16 protein-coding genes, 2 tRNA genes and 2 pseudogenes are annotated in these 17,600 nt (G+C 49.6%); 16 read left to right on the forward strand and 4 right to left on the reverse strand.

Annotated elements, in window-relative coordinates; all coding sequences use genetic code 11:
- Window positions 1–14: 14 nt before the first annotated feature.
- The 6 genes and pseudogenes from dapA (at window position 15) to pgsA (ending at window position 3,927) form a co-directional block, all read left to right on the forward strand.
- Entirely contained in the window at window positions 15–890 is an 876-nt protein-coding gene (gene dapA / locus SYN_RS06810; RefSeq protein WP_041584832.1) for a 4-hydroxy-tetrahydrodipicolinate synthase, read from the forward strand.
- Between the two features lie 81 nt (window positions 891–971).
- Complete coding sequence (dapB, locus tag SYN_RS06815) at window positions 972–1,778, forward strand: 4-hydroxy-tetrahydrodipicolinate reductase (RefSeq protein ID WP_011417335.1); 807 nt, start codon at window positions 972–974, stop codon at window positions 1,776–1,778.
- 58 nt (window positions 1,779–1,836) lie between these two features.
- Window positions 1,837–2,346 carry a 2-amino-4-hydroxy-6-hydroxymethyldihydropteridine diphosphokinase gene (gene folK / locus SYN_RS06820; protein WP_041584833.1) on the forward strand — a complete coding sequence of 170 codons (510 nt, stop codon included), beginning with the start codon at window positions 1,837–1,839 and terminating at the stop codon, window positions 2,344–2,346.
- Window positions 2,347–2,628, forward strand: a complete 282-nt coding sequence (locus tag SYN_RS06825; RefSeq protein ID WP_011417337.1) for a hypothetical protein — start codon at window positions 2,347–2,349, stop codon at window positions 2,626–2,628.
- Between the two features lie 11 nt (window positions 2,629–2,639).
- Window positions 2,640–3,292 (forward strand): annotated as a pseudogene (fsa, locus tag SYN_RS06830) (fructose-6-phosphate aldolase).
- A 50-nt stretch (window positions 3,293–3,342) separates the two neighbouring features.
- On the forward strand, window positions 3,343–3,927 hold the full coding sequence (pgsA, locus tag SYN_RS06835) for a CDP-diacylglycerol--glycerol-3-phosphate 3-phosphatidyltransferase (RefSeq protein WP_011417340.1): 585 nt from the start codon (window positions 3,343–3,345) through the stop codon (window positions 3,925–3,927).
- A gap of 5 nt (window positions 3,928–3,932) precedes the next feature.
- Here pgsA and SYN_RS16520 read toward each other — a convergent pair whose 3' ends face one another.
- Both SYN_RS16520 and SYN_RS17045 read right to left on the reverse strand, forming a co-directional pair.
- On the reverse strand, window positions 3,933–4,775 hold the full coding sequence (locus tag SYN_RS16520; RefSeq protein WP_237671320.1) for a nuclear transport factor 2 family protein: 843 nt from the start codon (window positions 4,773–4,775) through the stop codon (window positions 3,933–3,935).
- A 78-nt stretch (window positions 4,776–4,853) separates the two neighbouring features.
- Window positions 4,854–5,429, reverse strand: a pseudogene (locus SYN_RS17045) (L,D-transpeptidase); the annotation flags it as partial.
- 380 nt (window positions 5,430–5,809) lie between these two features.
- Here SYN_RS17045 and SYN_RS06845 point away from each other — a divergent pair.
- The 10 genes from SYN_RS06845 (at window position 5,810) to SYN_RS06895 (ending at window position 14,943) form a co-directional block, all read left to right on the forward strand.
- Window positions 5,810–5,884 (forward strand) — tRNA-Gly (locus SYN_RS06845).
- A gap of 8 nt (window positions 5,885–5,892) precedes the next feature.
- Window positions 5,893–5,967, forward strand: a tRNA-Cys gene (locus SYN_RS06850).
- 25 nt (window positions 5,968–5,992) lie between these two features.
- Window positions 5,993–6,370 carry a hypothetical protein gene (locus tag SYN_RS06855; protein WP_011417342.1) on the forward strand — a complete coding sequence of 126 codons (378 nt, stop codon included), beginning with the start codon at window positions 5,993–5,995 and terminating at the stop codon, window positions 6,368–6,370.
- 581 nt (window positions 6,371–6,951) lie between these two features.
- Window positions 6,952–8,469 (forward strand): leucyl aminopeptidase, encoded by a 1,518-nt coding sequence (locus tag SYN_RS06865; RefSeq protein ID WP_041584835.1) that lies wholly within the window; start codon window positions 6,952–6,954, stop codon window positions 8,467–8,469.
- 80 nt (window positions 8,470–8,549) lie between these two features.
- On the forward strand, window positions 8,550–9,533 hold the full coding sequence (locus tag SYN_RS06870; RefSeq protein WP_011417346.1) for an ABC transporter ATP-binding protein: 984 nt from the start codon (window positions 8,550–8,552) through the stop codon (window positions 9,531–9,533).
- A 180-nt stretch (window positions 9,534–9,713) separates the two neighbouring features.
- Complete coding sequence (locus SYN_RS06875; RefSeq protein WP_011417347.1) at window positions 9,714–10,730, forward strand: ABC transporter ATP-binding protein; 1,017 nt, start codon at window positions 9,714–9,716, stop codon at window positions 10,728–10,730.
- Window positions 10,731–10,758: 28 nt separating this feature from the next.
- Window positions 10,759–11,385: an alpha/beta hydrolase gene (locus tag SYN_RS06880; protein ID WP_011417348.1), complete on the forward strand. Its 627-nt coding sequence runs from the start codon at window positions 10,759–10,761 to the stop codon at window positions 11,383–11,385.
- 248 nt (window positions 11,386–11,633) lie between these two features.
- On the forward strand, window positions 11,634–11,834 hold the full coding sequence (locus SYN_RS06885; RefSeq protein WP_011417349.1) for a cold-shock protein: 201 nt from the start codon (window positions 11,634–11,636) through the stop codon (window positions 11,832–11,834).
- Window positions 11,835–12,079: 245 nt separating this feature from the next.
- Window positions 12,080–14,167, forward strand: coding sequence for an elongation factor G (gene fusA / locus SYN_RS06890; protein WP_011417350.1), 2,088 nt, complete (start codon window positions 12,080–12,082; stop codon window positions 14,165–14,167).
- A gap of 17 nt (window positions 14,168–14,184) precedes the next feature.
- On the forward strand, window positions 14,185–14,943 hold the full coding sequence (locus tag SYN_RS06895) for a hypothetical protein (RefSeq protein ID WP_011417351.1): 759 nt from the start codon (window positions 14,185–14,187) through the stop codon (window positions 14,941–14,943).
- Here the strand turns inward: SYN_RS06895 and SYN_RS06900 are convergent.
- Window positions 14,940–16,271: an amidohydrolase family protein gene (locus SYN_RS06900; protein WP_011417352.1), complete on the reverse strand. Its 1,332-nt coding sequence runs from the start codon at window positions 16,269–16,271 to the stop codon at window positions 14,940–14,942. The two genes, SYN_RS06895 and SYN_RS06900, sit on opposite strands and share 4 nt — an antisense overlap.
- An 84-nt stretch (window positions 16,272–16,355) precedes the next feature.
- Window positions 16,356–17,540, reverse strand: coding sequence for a class A beta-lactamase (gene bla / locus SYN_RS06905; protein WP_011417353.1), 1,185 nt, complete (start codon window positions 17,538–17,540; stop codon window positions 16,356–16,358).
- Between the last annotated feature and the right edge of the window lie 60 nt (window positions 17,541–17,600).

The following is a 17,600-nucleotide window of genomic DNA, read 5'->3' on the forward strand; positions in this document are numbered from 1 at the left end:
GCAACAGGAAAAGTATGTTTAAAGGAGCTATTGTCGCGATTGTGACGCCATTTAAGAATGGCGAGATTGATGAACCGGCATTGAGGGATTTGATTGAGTTTCAGATTGAGAACGGGACGGACGGAATTGTTCCTTGCGGGACGACGGGAGAATCGGCAACGCTGTCTCACGAGGAACATGATCGGGTTATCGAAATCACTATAGATGCCGTCAGAAAAAGAGTCCCTGTAATTGCGGGCACTGGTTCGAACAGCACGGTAGAAGCCATGAGATTGACGAAACATGCTCATGAAGCCGGCGCCGATGGCGTACTGGTGGTTGCTCCCTATTATAATCGTCCGACACAGGAGGGACTTTATCAGCATTATAAGGCGCTGGCGGAAAGCGTTCCGATTCCGATCATCCCTTATAATATTCCCAGCCGCACCGGCGTGAATATCCTTCCGGAAACGGTGGCCCGACTGGCGAAAATAAGCAACATCGTCGGTATAAAGGAAGCCTCAGGTTCCCTCAAACAGATGAATGACGTCATCCGATTGTGTGACGATGGCTTTTCCGTTCTTTCGGGAGATGATTTTTTTACCCTGCCTCTGTTGACCCTGGGAGGAAAGGGTGTTATTTCAGTAATATCCAATGTTGCACCAGCTGATATGGCGTGTCTTGTCGACGCTTTCGAGGCCGGAAACATGAAGAAAGCACGGGCGATGCATGACAAGATGGTGCCCCTGGTCGACGCCTTGTTTATTGAAACCAATCCGACTCCGGTCAAGGCGGCTCTGGCCCTGATGGGCAAAATTTCTGAAGATGTGCGGCTGCCGCTCTACCGCATGACGGAGACCAGTCGGGAGAAGCTGAAAAGAGTCATGCAGAACTATGGCCTCATCGGGTGAAAAATTTATCTGTGAGGCGATTTCTCATTTTCCCTGATTTCGGTATTCGTGTCAGGAATCGTCAGTTCAAGGAGATAAGTTATGTTGAAAGCGATCGTGACCGGGGGCGGCGGAAAAATGGGTGCCCGGATTATCAGTTTGCTTGAAGAAGAGGGAGGCATGCAACTGACAGGGGTCGTCGAAAAAAAGGACCATCCTGCCGCGGGAAAAGACATTGGTGAATTCCTCGGATCGGGAAAGCGGGGGATCGTAATCCAAAGCGATCTCGGTTTCTGCATCGCCGGGGGGGATGTGATTATCGATTTTACAAGCCACGAAGCTTCGATGCGACATATGGAAATGGCTGCGGAACATAAACGGCCCATCGTGATCGGCAGCACAGGATTTTCCGCTGATGAAATGGACAGGATACGGAAGTTCGCTCAGAATGTTCCCTGTGTTCTTGCACCAAACATGAGCGTCGGCGTGAATGTGATGTTCAAGCTTCTTAAAATTGTTGCAGAAACTCTGGGTGACGACTATGATGTTGAAATTCTGGAAGTTCACCACCGTCTTAAAAAGGATGCCCCAAGCGGAACGGCCCTGAAAATGGCTCAGGTTGTTGCGGAGGCGCTGGGTCGGGAACTGGATGAAGTTGGAATCTATGAACGTAAAGGGCTCATCGGTGAACGATCAAAAAAAGAAATCGGCATCCAGGCTCTGCGGGCAGGCGATATCGTGGGAGAACACACAGTGATATTCGGTGCGGTGGGCGAGAGACTTGAACTGATTCATCGCGCGCACAGCAGAGACAATTTTGCCCGAGGCGCCATCCGCGCGGCAAAATGGGTGGTCAGGCAGGAACCGGGACTCTATGATATGCAGGATGTCCTCGGGTTCCGATCCTGAAAAAGAACTTTGTATATCAGACCATGGTCAGTGAGCTGTGGATAAAGCAGGGAATCCTTTGTGTGAAGAAGTTTTGGGGGTCATTGCCTATATCGGCATCGGATCGAATCTTGGGCAGCCCTTGGAACAGTGTCTCGAAGCCATTAAGTGTCTTTCGTCTGTCAACGCCATTACGCTCCTGCGTTGTTCCTCTCTTTACAGGACTGAACCGATAGGGTTGAAAAATCAGCCCTGGTTTGTTAATGCCGTTGCTGAAATACGTACATCTCTTTCACCGCGAGCGCTTTTGCGAATCCTCATGCAGATTGAGGAAGCTATGGGGAGAGTTCGGGAAGCGCATTGGGGTCCACGGATCATTGATCTGGATATTCTCCTGTTCGGGCAGGAGATCGTTCAGGAGCAGGATCTGAAGATTCCTCATCCCGAACTGCATAAAAGGCGTTTTGTCCTTATCCCGCTGAGCGAACTGGCCTCCTATGCGATTCATCCGGCTTTCGGGGTATCGATTCGTGGACTCATGGAGAGGCTTGAGGACGACAGCCGGGTTGAACGCATTGAATATGGTTAAATGAGCATGATTCTTCGGTTTATTTTTACAGTTATTGTTCTTTATCTGATTTTTCGGGTGTTAAAGAGAATTCTGCGTTCTGCGGAAAAGAAGAAAAATGAACCCCTCTCTAATGCCTGTTCCCGTACGATTCAAGGAGGCGATCTCGTTCAGGATCCATGTTGTTTGACCTACATACCTGAGGGAGAAGCTTATAAGGCATCGATTGGAGGAGAAATACTATATTTTTGCAGTGAAGCCTGTTTTAAAAAATATCAGATGGAGCGGAAGGAGAAATCCTGAAAGGAAAGGGTATGAAGTTTTTTATTGATACGGCCAACATCCGTGAAATTGAAGAAGGACTGCGTTTAGGAATGGTGGACGGCGTGACGACCAACCCGTCATTGATCGCGAAGGAGAAGAGATCGTTCGAAGAAGTGGTCCACGATATCCTGGAACGAGTCAGTGGCCCTGTCAGTCTCGAGGTTGTGGGGCTGAAATCCGAAGAGATGGTTGCCGAGGGGAAAAAACTGGCAAAGCTGGGTGATCAGGTTGTCGTCAAGGTGCCCATGACCACCGAGGGTTTAAAGGCGACCAACATTCTTTCCAACGAAGGAATTTCCGTAAATCAGACCCTCATTTTCTCCCCTGTTCAGGCTCTCATGGCCGCAAAGGCGGGGGCGGATTATGTCAGTCCTTTTGTCGGAAGACTGGATGATGCATCCCATAACGGGATGGACATTGTAGAGCAGATTATTACTATTTATGATCATTATGGTTTTGACACGGAAATCATAGTCGCCAGCGTCCGCCATCCCGTCATGTTCTGGAAGGTGCGCTCATGGGCGCGGATATAGCTACAATTCCATTCAAGGTTATCGAACAGCTTGCAAAACATCCCCTGACCGATAAAGGCATCGATCTGTTTCTGGCTGACTGGGAAAAAGTTCCTAAACTCAAAAAATGACTTTGCTTATGTGTTCCAGATTTGCTGTGATCTGAAACCTTCAGAAAATTATGAAACGACATCCACTGGTATCCGCCGGCGAAAAAATCTATAACCTGCCTAACATCATCACCATGTTGAGAATCGGGGTGATTCCTGCTCTCTTTTTTCTGCTGACTTCACCAGGCGCTACATGGAGCCTGGTGATTGCTTTTCTGTTTATTACCGCAGCGCTGACCGATCTTCTGGATGGCTACATTGCAAGAAAATACGGGATTGTTACGACGATGGGAAAGTTTCTGGATCCCATCGCCGACAAGCTGATCGTCAATACCGCCATGATTCTCATGATTCCGATCGGCCGCATTCCTGCCTGGATTGTGGCAATTACGATTATCCGCGATATCGCCGTGGACGGCATGAGAAGCATCGCATCGGGAGAAGGAATGGTTATTGATGCAAGCAGTCTGGGAAAGAGAAAAACCCTCTGCCAGACCATTGCCGTCTCGGCATTGATTATTCACTATCAATTTCTGGGACTCAACGCTCATGCGGTGGGTATCGTGATTCTTTATATTGCCCTTTTGCTGACGGTGTATTCCGGATTGGATTACTTCATGCAATTTTATCAGTGCGCCATCCGCAATAAAGAATAGGTCAATTAATCGACCATCCTTTCCCGACTAATCTTCCAAGCATTTCCGATCTTTATAAGCCGCAGCTCTTTTGTGCCCGTTTCGTTCATTCCAGGGGCGGTGTACCTCTGAGTAAATCTTGCTGTTGCTCTGCCCTGTTCGGCGTAGATCTTGATATCGACGTTCCAGACGACAACTTGGATGCTTCTGTAACGTTCATACAGACCCTTCTTGTATCGGATCCAACTTTTCAAATCCATATTCCGGGATCGAAAGTCTTCCGCATAACAATCCTGGTAAGCAGGCATATCGTCGGACTCCCAGCTTCTGGCCCATCTGGATATTAAACTGGAAATCGCTTTCTCGTCAGGAGTTGTATTAATCCTGATATCCCTTTCATATTTCGAGATTTCCGTGTGAACCGGCGAAACGGATGCGATCGGAGTGAGAGGTTCTGTTTGATCAGACCGGGATGTCCCGGTTGTCTGCGTCACAGGGATATTTTCCCCTTCAGGCAGGCCGTCACACCTGCGCGATCCGGCCAGAATGACCGGAGCTGCCTGGTTCGAGTCTTTCATGGCCAGCCACTGCTTATCCCGCTTTTCTAGGAAAAGCTTCATGTAAACACCTTGAAAAATGTTGTTTTCGACAGAAATGATTTGATCGAACAGGACGACTGCGTGATCATTCTGTTTAAGTATGGAAACATCTTTAGGTTCCAAGGCAAAGTGCCTGGCCAGGGTCTGAATCTGACGCATTTGTTTCAAGAACTGTCTTCTGCTGACTTTCTCACCTGCTGAGTGAATGATATAAATATAGTCCTCGGCATTTTCACTTCCGGCAAGTACATTGTTTTCCCATTTTTTCATAGCGCCTTCGATTTCACTCTTCAGGGACAGAGAGGAATCAAGGGGTACCCATTGAATTGAGTCAACGATAATCACGGGTGTTTTATTAAGATATATGAATTCAGAAAGGCGAAGAATATCGCTGTTATCAAGCACAATGCAACCGTTGGACTGGAAAGATTTCAGTGTTTTGTCCGTTCCATGAATCCAGATGTTATGACCGTTTTTACCTGTTCTCTTATCGAGATAATTGGGGTAATCCAGAGTGAACGCAAGTGTGCCGTATATGGGAGTCAACTCATCATCGGTGAACTTTCTGGTTGGGAAAAAAATACCTTCCGGCGTTCTGGCATCTCCGGAAGTTAGTTTGTCGCCCTGATTTTTGCCTGTGGAGCAGCGCGTTTCAAAAACTTTGCGAAATTGGCCATTTCTAGTGCCGTATACGTAAAGCTTTTGTGCTTTTTTATCTATAATTACGGCGAAGCCGGATGTCAGGGAAACGAGCGAGTCCGGAAGCAATGTATGATGAAAATTGAAGTTCCTGTGGGGATAACTTTCTTGCCCTGAGATGTTCCCATAGATTTTGGCCCATGGGGAGACGGGGAAGATATTTGAAAATATCAAGCTGATCAGAATAACAATAAAAAAAATAATAAGTATCTTGAGCTTCAGCACGATGATAGACGAAATTTAGAATGAGTAGTAATTAAAAATCGAAATTAATAACAAAGAACGTCTAAAACAACCCATTTTTGAAAGATTGCATGTAACCTCGGGATATCCGCAAGTCCTCGTCTGATTGACCGATGCCGTCGCTATGTCGGCTGATTCCTTATCCCGGTTGGTTGATGGACCACGGACACTCTTTCATTATACAAAACGCAGTGTTCATATAATAGAGAGGGGCCATAATGCAACAGGTAAAAAATCAGCGCGGGCTTTAAAAAGAAGACTGTTGCATTTCCATCACCCCCCGCCACTTTTGGCCGATAAGATTTCTGTTGACAAAAGAGTTCATATATTATATTCAAGCCGCCACAGTTTGAATTGAGGAAGCGGGCGTAACTCAGCGGTAGAGTGCCACCTTGCCAAGGTGGACGTCGACGGTTCGAACCCGTTCGCCCGCTCCAGTAATTATGGCGGCATAGCCAAGTGGTAAGGCAGCGGTCTGCAAAACCGTTATACTCCGGTTCAAATCCGGATGCCGCCTCCATTTTATAGGAACATATAAAGAGGGTATGTCAGAATATGACATACCCTCTTTATATTTAAGATCCAGATATTTCTTTCATAATCAACTAAAACACCTGCCAATTATTGCTTGTACAGAATGCCCCGGCGGGCCTGTTCAAGCGGCATTGGAGGATCGGACAGCGAAACGGCAGGCCACTGTATTGCCGCATCCACGGAAGAACGGGCTTGGTCGGAACAGGATTTCCAAGCTGCCGGTTATTCTCAGTGAAGCCGCCGGCGCAACCGGATTGCAGACGATCCATGTTTCGCTGGAAATAAGAAGATTAAATGAAGCGGCAAATTCCCTTCCGGTCAATATCATCCTCAGAACGGAATATCTAAAGTTCCGCGATTACCTTATCAGGCTAAAACAAACGGTGTAAGCGTTCATTTGTGACTGAGGTGCGACACAGGCATTTTCAGCAAGTCAAAATAAACAATATCAACAAAAATCCCACATGTTACACGCATGGAATATCTTTCCGCGTTCAGGATATCGCGGCAACAACCCCTATGGCATTTCTTTTTACAAACATGCCAATAAAAAATTCAAGGAAAACTGGTGTGAAAAATTAGATTGGTGCAAATATGACTCATTTCCTGAGAAAATCGTAAATAATGCTAAATCCATGTCATTTTCTGGAAAAGAGGGGACGGCCTCGCATCGCTGCTCGCCTTTGCCTATATGAAAACGGAAACATTTTCATATCATGTTGCCAATCCGGATGGAACGGTTCACTTTTTCTGTTATCCACTTTAGACAGTCAAGCTGTTTTTTCAAAACGGCTTCCCCTTTATCAATAACTTCTTCATTATTGACATATGTCTTCGGCCGGCTTCGAAACGGGAAGAAATTGAGTCACACAAAACCCTTTCGATACGAAAATGAAAAAGAAGAGGTTTGACAATAACGAATAGAGCGGATATTTCAAACGAGAGTTTTATAAAAATGGAGGAGAAATCGATGGAAGTAACCATTAAATCAGGACGACTGGTCGATGCCGAGGCGGAGATCCTTTTGCTGACGTTCTTTGAAGGAATGCAGGAGCTCCCCGTAGCGGCAAAATCTCTTGATGAACGTTATGGCGGCATTATAAGTCAAATCATTAAAGACCGAGATTTTGAAGGCAGACTCCATCAGATCTCCCTGGTCTATAACGGGGCGGATGCCCCGGCTAAGAGGATTATCCTGGTCGGTTTGGGAAAGAAGGCTGAGTTTGATCTGGAAAAATTGCGCGCGGCTTTTTCCCGGGCGGCACAGCATGTCAGAAGCATGAATATCAAAGTTTTGACTTCCTTTGTGAATTTTCCGGAATGGTCTTCCTGCCTTTTCACTCATGATGAGCTGGCTGAAGCTGTTGTCGAGGGGGTACTCCTTGGCCTTTATCAATTCACCCCTTACAAGACCGTGGAACGGGAAAACATCAAAGAACTGGATCAATTCATTCTTCTTGAGGAGAAACCGGAGAATCTTTCCGTCCTCAGCGAAGCAACACGAAGGGCAGAGACCATAGCCCGGGCTGTCTGGTTCGCCCGGGATCTCGTTTCCTCTCCGGGCAACGAAATGACACCGCAGATCCTGGCGGCAAAGGCACTGGAAATGGTTTCCACCCGTAATAAGATCGAAGCGACAGTCCTTGATGATGCGCAGATCGGAGAAATCGGCATGCATGCCATCCTGGCTGTGGCCCAGGGAAGCCACGAACCACCGCGGTTCATTATTATGAATTACAAGGGAGCGGAAAGCAGGGAAGGGGCTATTGTTCTGGTCGGCAAAGGGATCACTTTTGACAGCGGCGGGATCAGCCTCAAACCCGCGGAGAAGATGGGGGAGATGAAATCCGACATGGCCGGAGCCGCGGCGGTGATTGCCACGCTTATGGCGGCGGCGGACCTGGATTTGCCGGTAAACCTCGTCGGCCTCGTTCCCACAACGGAGAATCTTCCCGGCGGTCGCGCATATAGGCCCGGAGACGTCCTGAAATCACTTTCCGGGCAGACTATCGAGGTGATTTCCACGGATGCGGAAGGGCGGCTGATCCTCGCCGACGCTCTGACCTATGCGGAAAAATATAATCCATCGGCGGTAGTTGATATCGCCACGCTGACCGGCGCCTGCATCGTCGCCCTGGGGGATCTGGCCATCGGAATGATGGGCACAGACGAATCTCTCAAGAAGGAGGTCGCCGCCGCAGGGGAACGCACCGGCGAAAGAGTCTGGGAACTTCCACTCTGGAAGGAATATCATGAGTTGATCAAAAGCGATATCGCTGACTACAAAAACACGGGCGGACGGTTCGGCGGGGCAATTACGGCGGCGGCTTTTCTCAGCAAATTTATCGGGGATTATCCCTGGGTGCATCTTGACATCGCCGGCCCTTCCTGGCTGGATAAAGACCGCTCCTATGTGCCGAAAGGGGCGTCAGGAATCGGTGTCCGGCTGCTGATCTCATGGCTGAGAACCCGACTGGTTAACGCGTGAAAACGGTCTTTGAAATTGAAAAAAAGAATATCCTCCGGCAAGATTGACTCGTTCAGGCAGGGAAGGCGGTGAGACGGTAGATGGGTGTTATTTTGAAGGTGAAAAACCTGACGACGTGTTTTGAAACATCGGAGGGGGTTATCCGGGCGGTCGATGAAGTGGATCTGGAGGTCCGGAAGGGAGACACGCTTGGGATCGTAGGCGAATCCGGTTGCGGAAAGAGCGCCTTTGCCCTGTCCATCATGCGGCTTGTTCCCATGCCGCCCGGCCGGATTGCTTCCGGATCGGTGATTTTCAGCGGTTGCGATCTGCTGCGCCTCTCCGGTGAGGAGATGCGGAAAGTCCGGGGGCGGGACATCAGCATGATTTTTCAGGAACCCATGACCTCTTTGAATCCCGTAATTCGTGTAGGGGAGCAGATCGCGGAAGTGACTCGTCTGCACAAGGGATTGAAGAAAAAGGATGCTCTCGATCATGCTGTAAAGATGCTGCGTCTGGTTGGTATATCCGAACCGGAAAAACGCGTCCGGGATTACCCCCATCAATTGAGCGGTGGGATGCGGCAAAGGGTCATGATCGCCATGGCCATGGCCTGCAGCCCACGTCTTCTTATTGCCGATGAACCGACCACGGCGCTGGATATGACGATTCAGGCCCAGATACTTGATCTTATCGGTCGTCTCAGACAGGAAACCGGCATGTCGGTCATCATGATTACTCACGATCTTGGTGTGGTAGCCGAGACTGCGCAGCATGTAGCGGTCATGTATGCGGGACGCGTTGTCGAAAAAGCGTCCGTGGAGGCTCTATTTTCCAACCCTATGCATCCCTACACCGCGGGGCTCATGCGTTCTCTCCCAAATCCGGATAAAGCTTATGATCGTTCCGCCATGCTGCCGGTGATACCCGGCAGTGTGCCCGATCTCTATCATCTTCCGCCAGGATGCCGTTTTCAGGACCGCTGCGCACATGTGATGGATATCTGTCGAAAGCTGGAGCCTCAACTGATGGAGGTGGAATCGGGGCATGCAGCCCGCTGCTGGCTTTACGGCAACCATGGCTGAATCATGGGCCACTAAAAAAACAGTAAAGAGCAAGCTCTGTTTCGTAAACATCTTTTAAAGCCGCACGAATTCCGCTTAAGCGGACCTGTGTCGCCGCCTTGCTGCTTGAACGGGAGCATTTATCTGAATAATGGATTCTTCGAAAAATTCTGTAAGACTAGCACAAGGGAATAAAGAGAAATGACGGAAATAGAATGTGATTCCGGGATACAGGCCGGGAACGCCATTGGAGATAAGCCGATTCTTGAACTCGTCGGGGTGAAGAAAACCTTTACCGTACAAAAGGGATTATTCAGTGGAGCACAGCTGCAGATCCATGCCCTGGACGGCGTAACTCTAACCGTCTACCAGGGTGAGACACTCGGCCTGGTGGGTGAGAGCGGCTGCGGCAAGTCGACACTGGGACGTCTTGTGATGCATCTGGATGAACCTACAGAGGGCCGGATTTTATTTCATGGAAAGGATATCTTTTCTTACGATCGAACGGCCTTGAAAGATTATTTCAAAAAGGTGCAACTGATTTTTCAGGATCCTCAGGCCTCTCTCAACCCAAGAAAAACAGCGGGAAGCGCCGTTGGAGAACCCCTGTTGATTCACGGCACGGTTCCTAAGGATCAGGTTGAACAGCGCGTTGCAGAAATTATGGCAACCGTTGGTCTATCCAGAGAGCAGATGGGTCGCTATTCTCACGAGTTCAGCGGCGGACAGAGGCAGCGCGTCGGCATTGCCAGGGCCGTATCACTGAAGCCGGAGCTGATTATCGCCGATGAACCCGTTTCGTCTCTGGATGTCTCAATTCAGGCTCAGATATTGAATTTGTTGAAGCAGCTTCAGCAATCCTTTGGCTTGACGTATATCTTCATCACTCATGATCTTGGTGTGGTTCGGCACATGAGCGACCGGATCGCCGTCATGTATCTCGGTCGAATTGTGGAACTGGCAAATAATCAGGATCTTTATGACCATCCGATTCATCCTTACACAAGGGCTCTTTTTTCTGCCGTTCCGGTTCCTCATCCCGGGCGGCCCTCAAAGCGTATTCTTCTTAAGGGTGATGTGTCCGGCCGACCTTATCGGTTTGCAGGATGTCCTTTTTATCCCAGATGTCCCGACCGGATCGAAATCTGCCAGAAATCGTCCCCGGATCTGATTGAAAAATCCAATGGCCATTTCGTGTCCTGTCATTTAATATGTTGAAAATATTATTTTTAATTCGAGGTGATCCATGGCTTCTATCAGGGAAGAAACGATTTTTTATTCATCAGGGGCGTTACAGATAGAGGGTCTGTATGCGGAACGAAGTGGAGAAGCGGGGGCCGTTATCTGTCATCCCCACCCTCAACTTGGCGGCTGCATGCAGAACAATGTCGTTGTGAGCATGATCGGCGCCTTGCTCATTCATGGCTATTCAACCCTGAGGTTCAACTTTCGCGGGGTGGGCAGAAGCGAGGGGAACTATGACAACGGTATCGGTGAACAGGAGGATGTCGGTGGCGCCGTCTGCTGGATGGAAAAACAGGGGAAAACGGCCATTCTTCTGGCTGGATATTCCTTTGGCGCCTGGGTCGGCGCGAGGTGGCTCCAAAATCATGAAATCGAGTACCCGGCCATTCTCATCTCACCGCCGATTAATGTAATGGACTTCGATTTTTCCGCCCTGGTCGGAAAAATCGGTCTTGTCGTCTGTGCCGAAAGAGACCAGTACTGCGATCATGAACGGATAAAGGACATTGCGGACAGCATGAACAGCAGCTTTGCATTAATTTCTGATGCGGATCATTTTTATTTCGGCTATGAATCGGCAATAGTATCGGTTCTTGATAAATATCTGACAGACGAATCACAGAGCTAAAAAAATATTATTTCTTGAAAAATAGCCTGATAAGTGTTAGTTATCGAAACCCGCTGTTTTATCTAAAACCATAAAAAGAACTTGTTTAACTCAAGCAGTCGGGACAGGTCAGAGTTGAGTAACAACGGATTGGCGCAGATCAGATAAAAACCACGGTCGGCTCTTGATTAGGATCATGAAGCCGGGGTGGTTTTTTTTGTTTCTGCTTCAATAGGCATCAAGAAATAAAAGAAAAGGAGGGTACGACTTTGGCACAGGGGAGAGTTAAATGGTTCAACGATAAAAAGGGTTTTGGCTTTATCGAAAATGATGAAGGCGGTGACGTATTCGTCCATTTCAGTTCCATCCAGGGAGCAGGCTGGAAGACGCTTAACGAAAGCCAGAGGGTTCGCTTTGAAATTCAGCAGGGCCAGAAAGGGCCCAGCGCGGTTAATGTCGAACTGATCTGAGCTGTCGTAAGAAAAAGAGTACGTGGATCGGCGTAACCTGGTAATTTATTTGTATTGATAACGGAATTAAAAAAGCTTGACATGTAATCCCAAAAGGGATAAAAAGCGATTTCTTTTTTCAAATTAGCAGGGCAACCATAGCTCCCTTATTTGAAAGTCTGTAAATTCAAATAAGGGGGTTTTTGTTTTTTATCTATCCGGCAATTAACTATAAATAAACAGATATTACCCAGAAGGATCAAACCATGAAGAATGACATCAAAAAAGTAAGAAATATTGGAATCAGCGCTCATATTGATTCCGGTAAAACAACCCTGACCGAACGAATTCTCTTCTACACGAAGCGCATTCATGCCATGCATGATGTCAAGGGGAAGGACGGCGTAGGCGCCACCATGGATTCCATGGAACTGGAAAGGGAGCGGGGAATTACCATTTCCTCCGCGGCGACATTCTGCACATGGGGTGATCATGAAGTCAACATTATCGACACGCCCGGCCATGTTGATTTCACAATCGAAGTGGAAAGGGCGCTGCGTGTCCTGGATGGGGCGATTCTTGTCCTTTGTGCAGTGGGCGGGGTGCAGTCCCAGTCCATTACGGTGGATGCCCAGATGAAGCGCTATAAGGTTCCCTGCGTGGCTTTTGTCAACAAATGCGACCGGAGCGGAGCAAATCCCGCCCGTGTCGTGGAGCAATTGAAAACCCGGCTTGGACATAACGCCCTCCTTATGCAACTTCCTATTGGTCTTGAAGCGGATTTTCAGGGAATCGTCGATCTCATTTCCATGAAAGCCGTATATTTCGACGGTGCCGGAGGTGAACTGTTAAGGACGGAGGCTGTTCCCGAGTCGCTCCTGCCTGAAGCGATCTCCAGGCGTGAAGAGTTGATCGACAGCGTTTCTCTCTTTTCCGATTCTTTGACAGAAGCCATTCTGGAGGGTACGGAAATTTCTGAAGTAATGATCATGGAGGCGGTCCGACAGGGCACACTGGAGCGGAAAATCACGCCTGTATTTATCGGTTCTGCTTACAAGAACAAAGGAATTCAGCCGCTTCTGGACGCCGTGACGCGCTACCTTCCCTGTCCGGCAGATATCGAAAATTCTGCGCTGGATCTCTCTCGGGAGGAAGCACCTGTGCAATTGACAAGCAATACCGAAGATCCCGTCGTCGCTCTTGCATTTAAACTGGAAGACGGTATATACGGCCAGTTGACCTACATTCGTGTTTACCAGGGGATACTGTCCAGAGGGGCAACGGTCGTCAATGCCCGGGACGGGAAAAAAGTCCGGATCGGTCGACTGGTGCGCATGCACGCCGATCAGATGGAGGATATCGAGGCTATTCACGCCGGCTATATCGGCGCTCTGTTCGGTCTGGAATGTCAATCCGGTGACACCTTTGCAGCGCAGGGACTGAACCTGGCCATGACATCCATGTTCGTTCCGGAGCCGGTGATCTCGCTTGCCATCGTACCCAAGGACAAAAAGTCCATGGTGAACATGTCCAAGGCCCTGAACCGCTTCACAAAGGAAGACCCCACATTCCGGACCCATCTCGATCCGGAAACGTCAGAAACGATCATTGAAGGGATGGGAGAGCTGCATCTCGACATCTATGTGGAAAGAATCCGGCGTGAGTACAATGCCGAAGTCACGACAGGCAATCCCCGGGTCGCTTACCGGGAAACCATTACCCAGAAAGCGGCATTCAATTACACCCATCGCAAGCAGACCGGTGGTTCGGGTCAGTATGGCCGGGTAGCCGGATATATTGAACCACTGTCTGATGAAGACTTTCTTTTTGAAAATAAGATCACCGGCGGGGCGATCCCCACGCAGTTTATCCCTGCCTGTGAGAAGGGATTCCGGATGAGCATGGCCAAAGGCCCCAAAATGGAATTTCCTGTAACAGGTGTGAAGGTTGTCATCGATGACGGTGCTTTCCATGCAGTGGACTCCTCCGACATGGCGTTTCAGGCCGCGGCAAGGGGGGCATTCCGGGAAGCTTACAATAAGGCGAAGCCTGTAATCCTTGAACCCATCATGAAAGTCGTCGTGGAAACGCCTAATGAGTTTCAGGGAGCTGTCATGGGATTGTTGAATCAGCGCCGGGGCATGATCGTGGGCACTCAGGATGAAGGTCAAACCTGTGTCATTGAAGCTCAGACGCCTCTGGCGGAAATGTTTGGCTTTTCGACGGTTATCCGTTCCGCTACGCAGGGGAAAGCTCAGTTCACCATGGAGTTTTCCGCATATCGGCAGGTGCCGCAGAGCATTGCGGAGAAGATTACGGAAGAAGTGGCTAAACGGAAAAAAAGCGCCGCGTAAAAATGAGGTGAACCCTCGTGATCATCGATCTGAGAAGGAGAAAGGAGCGTCTTTTGAGCGAAGGTATGTTTCAGCCGGACCCTGTGGCGTCCCGGGAAACCTGGGAGCAGGAAATCAGCAATAGAATGGAGGACGGCGCCTTTTGCGCTGTTCTGGCGAGAGCGGGGATGGGAAAAACGGCTTTTCTCGTCCAGATGGCTCTGAGCCAGATGCTTGGCCATGAAGACGTTCTTCATGTCAGTCTCCATGAGCCCATAGCCAAAGTGACCCTCTGGTATGAGGAACTCTTCGAAAAAAAATTCCGTCAGGAATCCCTGCAGAATTCGCGGAGAATCTGGGACAATCTTCTTCCTCACCGGTTCATTATGACCTTCCGGGTGGATCGCTTCAGCATACCCAGGCTGGAAGAACGTCTTAACGATCTACTTGTTCAGGGCATCTTTCGTCCCCGGACACTGTTTCTTGACGGATGGCAGTCGAACAGCATCAACAGAACAGAACTGCACGAACTGAAAGCCTTTGCAAAAAGTCACAACCTGCGGGTCTGGCTTTCGGTTCATATTCACCGACCGGATTCTGAAGAGGGGGATTCTTACCCGGCTTTCCTGAAGAATTCTGACGACCTGTTCGAACTGATTATGCAGATGGAAGACAGCGGCCTGCAGATCCAGATGAACCCCATCAAGGACGTGACTGGAATCCTGCATACCTGGTCGATGAAGATGGATCCGGTTACGCTACTCGTTTCAGCCGAAAAAGTATCAGGCCTCTGTTAAACCGGCTCTTTCAGTGATTCTCTGACCCGTTCCGCGATGCGGCGGACCTGCTGCATGCATTCTTCTTCGTTGAAAGTAAGAAGTTGCCGATCTTTCATCACCATTTTTCCGTTGATGAAAACCGTCTTCACGTCCGAGCCGTTCACCGTGTATACGAGGTGTGAATAGGGGTTGTACATGGGAGTCAGGTGAGGGCGGTTGAGATCGATCAGAATGAAATCTGCCTTCATTCCCGCTTTCAGACAGCCTGTAATCCCGTCCATGCCCAGGACACGGGCGCCCTGACAGGTGGCCATTCGGACGACGGTTTCCGCAGGCATCAGCGTCGGATCGAGATGTCTCACCTTTTCAAGTTTTGCTGCTGTATCCATCTCCTGAAACAAATCCAGATTGTTGTTGCTGGCGCATCCATCCGTCCCGAGCCCGACACAGATCCCTTCTCTGAGCATCCGGGAAACCGGGGCAAATCCGGAAGCGAGTTTCATGTTGCTTTCCGGATTATAGACGGCCTTGCATCCTTCATCACGAAACGTTTCGATGTCCTCATCATCGAGGCAGACACAATGAAAGGCGATCAGGCGTTCATTCAGAAGGCCGAGCTCTCTCAGACAGGATAAGGCATCCTGCCCGAGCTTTTCCTGCAGTTGTTTCTTTTCCGAACTGTTTTCCAGGAGATGAAGGGCAAGAGGGACCTGATACTCAGTGGCAAGATTACCGGCCTCAAGAAGCAGGGAGCGGGAGCAGGTGTACAGGGCGTGGGGCTCCACCGCGATGCGGACAAGCGGATCGCCTGACCAGCGGTAAAGGAGCTTACGCGTATAGGCCAGTCCCTCCTGAGGCGTCTTGACATTGGGCGAGGGGAAATCAAAGAGCACCTCCCCCAGCAGACAGCGCATCCCTGCCTCTCGCGCCGCTCGAGCCGTTTCTTCTTCAAAAATGTACATGTCACAGAAGGTGGTCGTTCCGGATTTGATCATTTCCGCACAGGCCAGCAGACTTCCCCAGTAAACCAGTTCCGGATCAACGTTGCGCGCCTCAGCAGGAAAAATGTAATTGCCCAGCCAGTCCATCAGGGCCATATCATCAGCGATTCCCCTGAAACAGGTCATGGCGGCGTGGGTGTGGCTGTTGACCAGTCCCGGAAGAATCAGCGAATGCTTCCCGTCGACGATATTCCGGCTGGTAAACCTCTGCCGGAATTCACGTTCGGTCCCCACGGCGGCAATGGCATCGCCGGCAATGGCCAAGGCGCCGTCTTCGATTCGGGTCATCGTTTCATCCAGGCAAAGAACCGTTCCCCCGAGAATCAGCGTATCCACATTTTCCATTTTATCTACGGCCTCTTGATCTTTAGTGTTCTGGATATCAAAACGGTTCCTTTTCAAAAACCTTGCGGATTTCCTGAGTTCCAGTCATCGGACGTCCTTCCGACAGCAGATCCGATTCTGCAGTGAGCAGGATTCACCGGAAGCCGCCACGGCAGATGCCGTTCCATTGAAAAAATAATAATCATACAGATAGCGTGCGATCTGAGCCATCGTTTGTTCCTGATATGAAAGGCTGCGATCCGAGGATTTGATGAAAATCGTCAGGGCCAGATGGCCTGCATCGCCTGGCAGGGTCAATAAGGCCACATCATTCACAATGCCTGGTCCGATTGTGCCGGTTTTGTTGGCCGTTGCCATGCCGGGGGGAATCAGTCCCCTGATTCTGGATTGGCCTGTCTTACAGCGCTCCATAATCTTTAAAAGCAGTGTCGTGCTTTCAGGTTTGAGAACCGTTCCACAATGCACCATGGCGACGAGTCGTGTCATCGCGTCAGGCGTTGCCGTATCGCGAATGTCGGAATAGAAGCGATTCTGTGCCTTTTCCAGAACATGCATTGGGACCTTGCTGCGCAGCCTGTTGTACTTTTCCACACTGAAATCCTCCGGTGGGGGAAGTTCGTCGATGCCGCGCCAGTCGGCAAGCATGTTCAAGGTGGAGCGGCTGACATCCAGATCCCGGATGCCCAGGGTTTTCATGAACGCGGTGACGGCTTCAGGACCTCCGGCAAGATTCAGCAGGGCATCGCTGGCCGTATTGTCGCTGACCAGCAGCATCAATTCCAGCAGTTCCCTGACCGTATAGGATGCCGCCTTCTTCTTAAAGGTTAAAATGAGCTTACCGCTTCCCGGATGAATGTCACTGCCGCGAATAGTGACGAACTGATCAAGGTCAACATCTCCACAATCTACCCGACTGAGCAGTTGAACAGCGATTGGAATTTTATAGGCGCTGGCCATGGGAAAACGTTCCATCCCATTGAGGGAAAAACATCGGCCGGATTCGATATGCAGGGCACTGAGGCCTACAGTGCCGCCGGTCAGAACGGCAATGCGATGAATCTCAGACTTCAGTCTCTGAAATGCCCTGTCACCGTCTGCCTTCAAAGCTATTTCCAGCGTTTCGTTCTTTTTTGATTCCGAGGGAGCGGGCAGGGTAATCGCAGAGGGATTATTTAGAGGTTCACTGAAACCAGTACAGGCAGTTCCAGTTAAAAGCAGGATAAGACAGAGAGAAAAAATAGAAAGGCTTCTTGTCGTTGCTTTATTCATAGCGTAGTCGAATTCCCGTATAAAAATTTTCCCACGGATTAATACGAGATTTGATGCGGG

It is taken from the genome of Syntrophus aciditrophicus SB (assembly GCF_000013405.1).
Lineage (GTDB): Bacteria > Desulfobacterota > Syntrophia > Syntrophales > Syntrophaceae > Syntrophus > Syntrophus aciditrophicus.

What these genes read in the sequence shown, in the direction of transcription:
- SYN_RS06865 (WP_041584835.1), top strand. Translation starts at nt 6,952, where the DNA reads ATGGAAGTAACCATTAAATCAGGACGACTGGTCGATGCCGAGGCGGAG.
- pgsA (WP_011417340.1), top strand. Translation starts at nt 3,343, where the DNA reads ATGAAACGACATCCACTGGTATCCGCCGGCGAAAAAATCTATAACCTG.
- SYN_RS16520 (WP_237671320.1), bottom strand. Translation starts at nt 4,775, where the DNA reads ATGAAAAAATGGGAAAACAATGTACTTGCCGGAAGTGAAAATGCCGAG.
- SYN_RS06870 (WP_011417346.1), top strand. Translation starts at nt 8,550, where the DNA reads ATGGGTGTTATTTTGAAGGTGAAAAACCTGACGACGTGTTTTGAAACA.
- SYN_RS06875 (WP_011417347.1), top strand. Translation starts at nt 9,714, where the DNA reads ATGACGGAAATAGAATGTGATTCCGGGATACAGGCCGGGAACGCCATT.
- dapB (WP_011417335.1), top strand. Translation starts at nt 972, where the DNA reads ATGTTGAAAGCGATCGTGACCGGGGGCGGCGGAAAAATGGGTGCCCGG.
- dapA (WP_041584832.1), top strand. Translation starts at nt 15, where the DNA reads ATGTTTAAAGGAGCTATTGTCGCGATTGTGACGCCATTTAAGAATGGC.
- fusA (WP_011417350.1), top strand. Translation starts at nt 12,080, where the DNA reads ATGAAGAATGACATCAAAAAAGTAAGAAATATTGGAATCAGCGCTCAT.
- SYN_RS06855 (WP_011417342.1), top strand. Translation starts at nt 5,993, where the DNA reads ATGTCAGAATATGACATACCCTCTTTATATTTAAGATCCAGATATTTC.
- bla (WP_011417353.1), bottom strand. Translation starts at nt 17,540, where the DNA reads ATGAATAAAGCAACGACAAGAAGCCTTTCTATTTTTTCTCTCTGTCTT.
- SYN_RS06880 (WP_011417348.1), top strand. Translation starts at nt 10,759, where the DNA reads ATGGCTTCTATCAGGGAAGAAACGATTTTTTATTCATCAGGGGCGTTA.
- SYN_RS06825 (WP_011417337.1), top strand. Translation starts at nt 2,347, where the DNA reads ATGAGCATGATTCTTCGGTTTATTTTTACAGTTATTGTTCTTTATCTG.
- SYN_RS06900 (WP_011417352.1), bottom strand. Translation starts at nt 16,271, where the DNA reads ATGGAAAATGTGGATACGCTGATTCTCGGGGGAACGGTTCTTTGCCTG.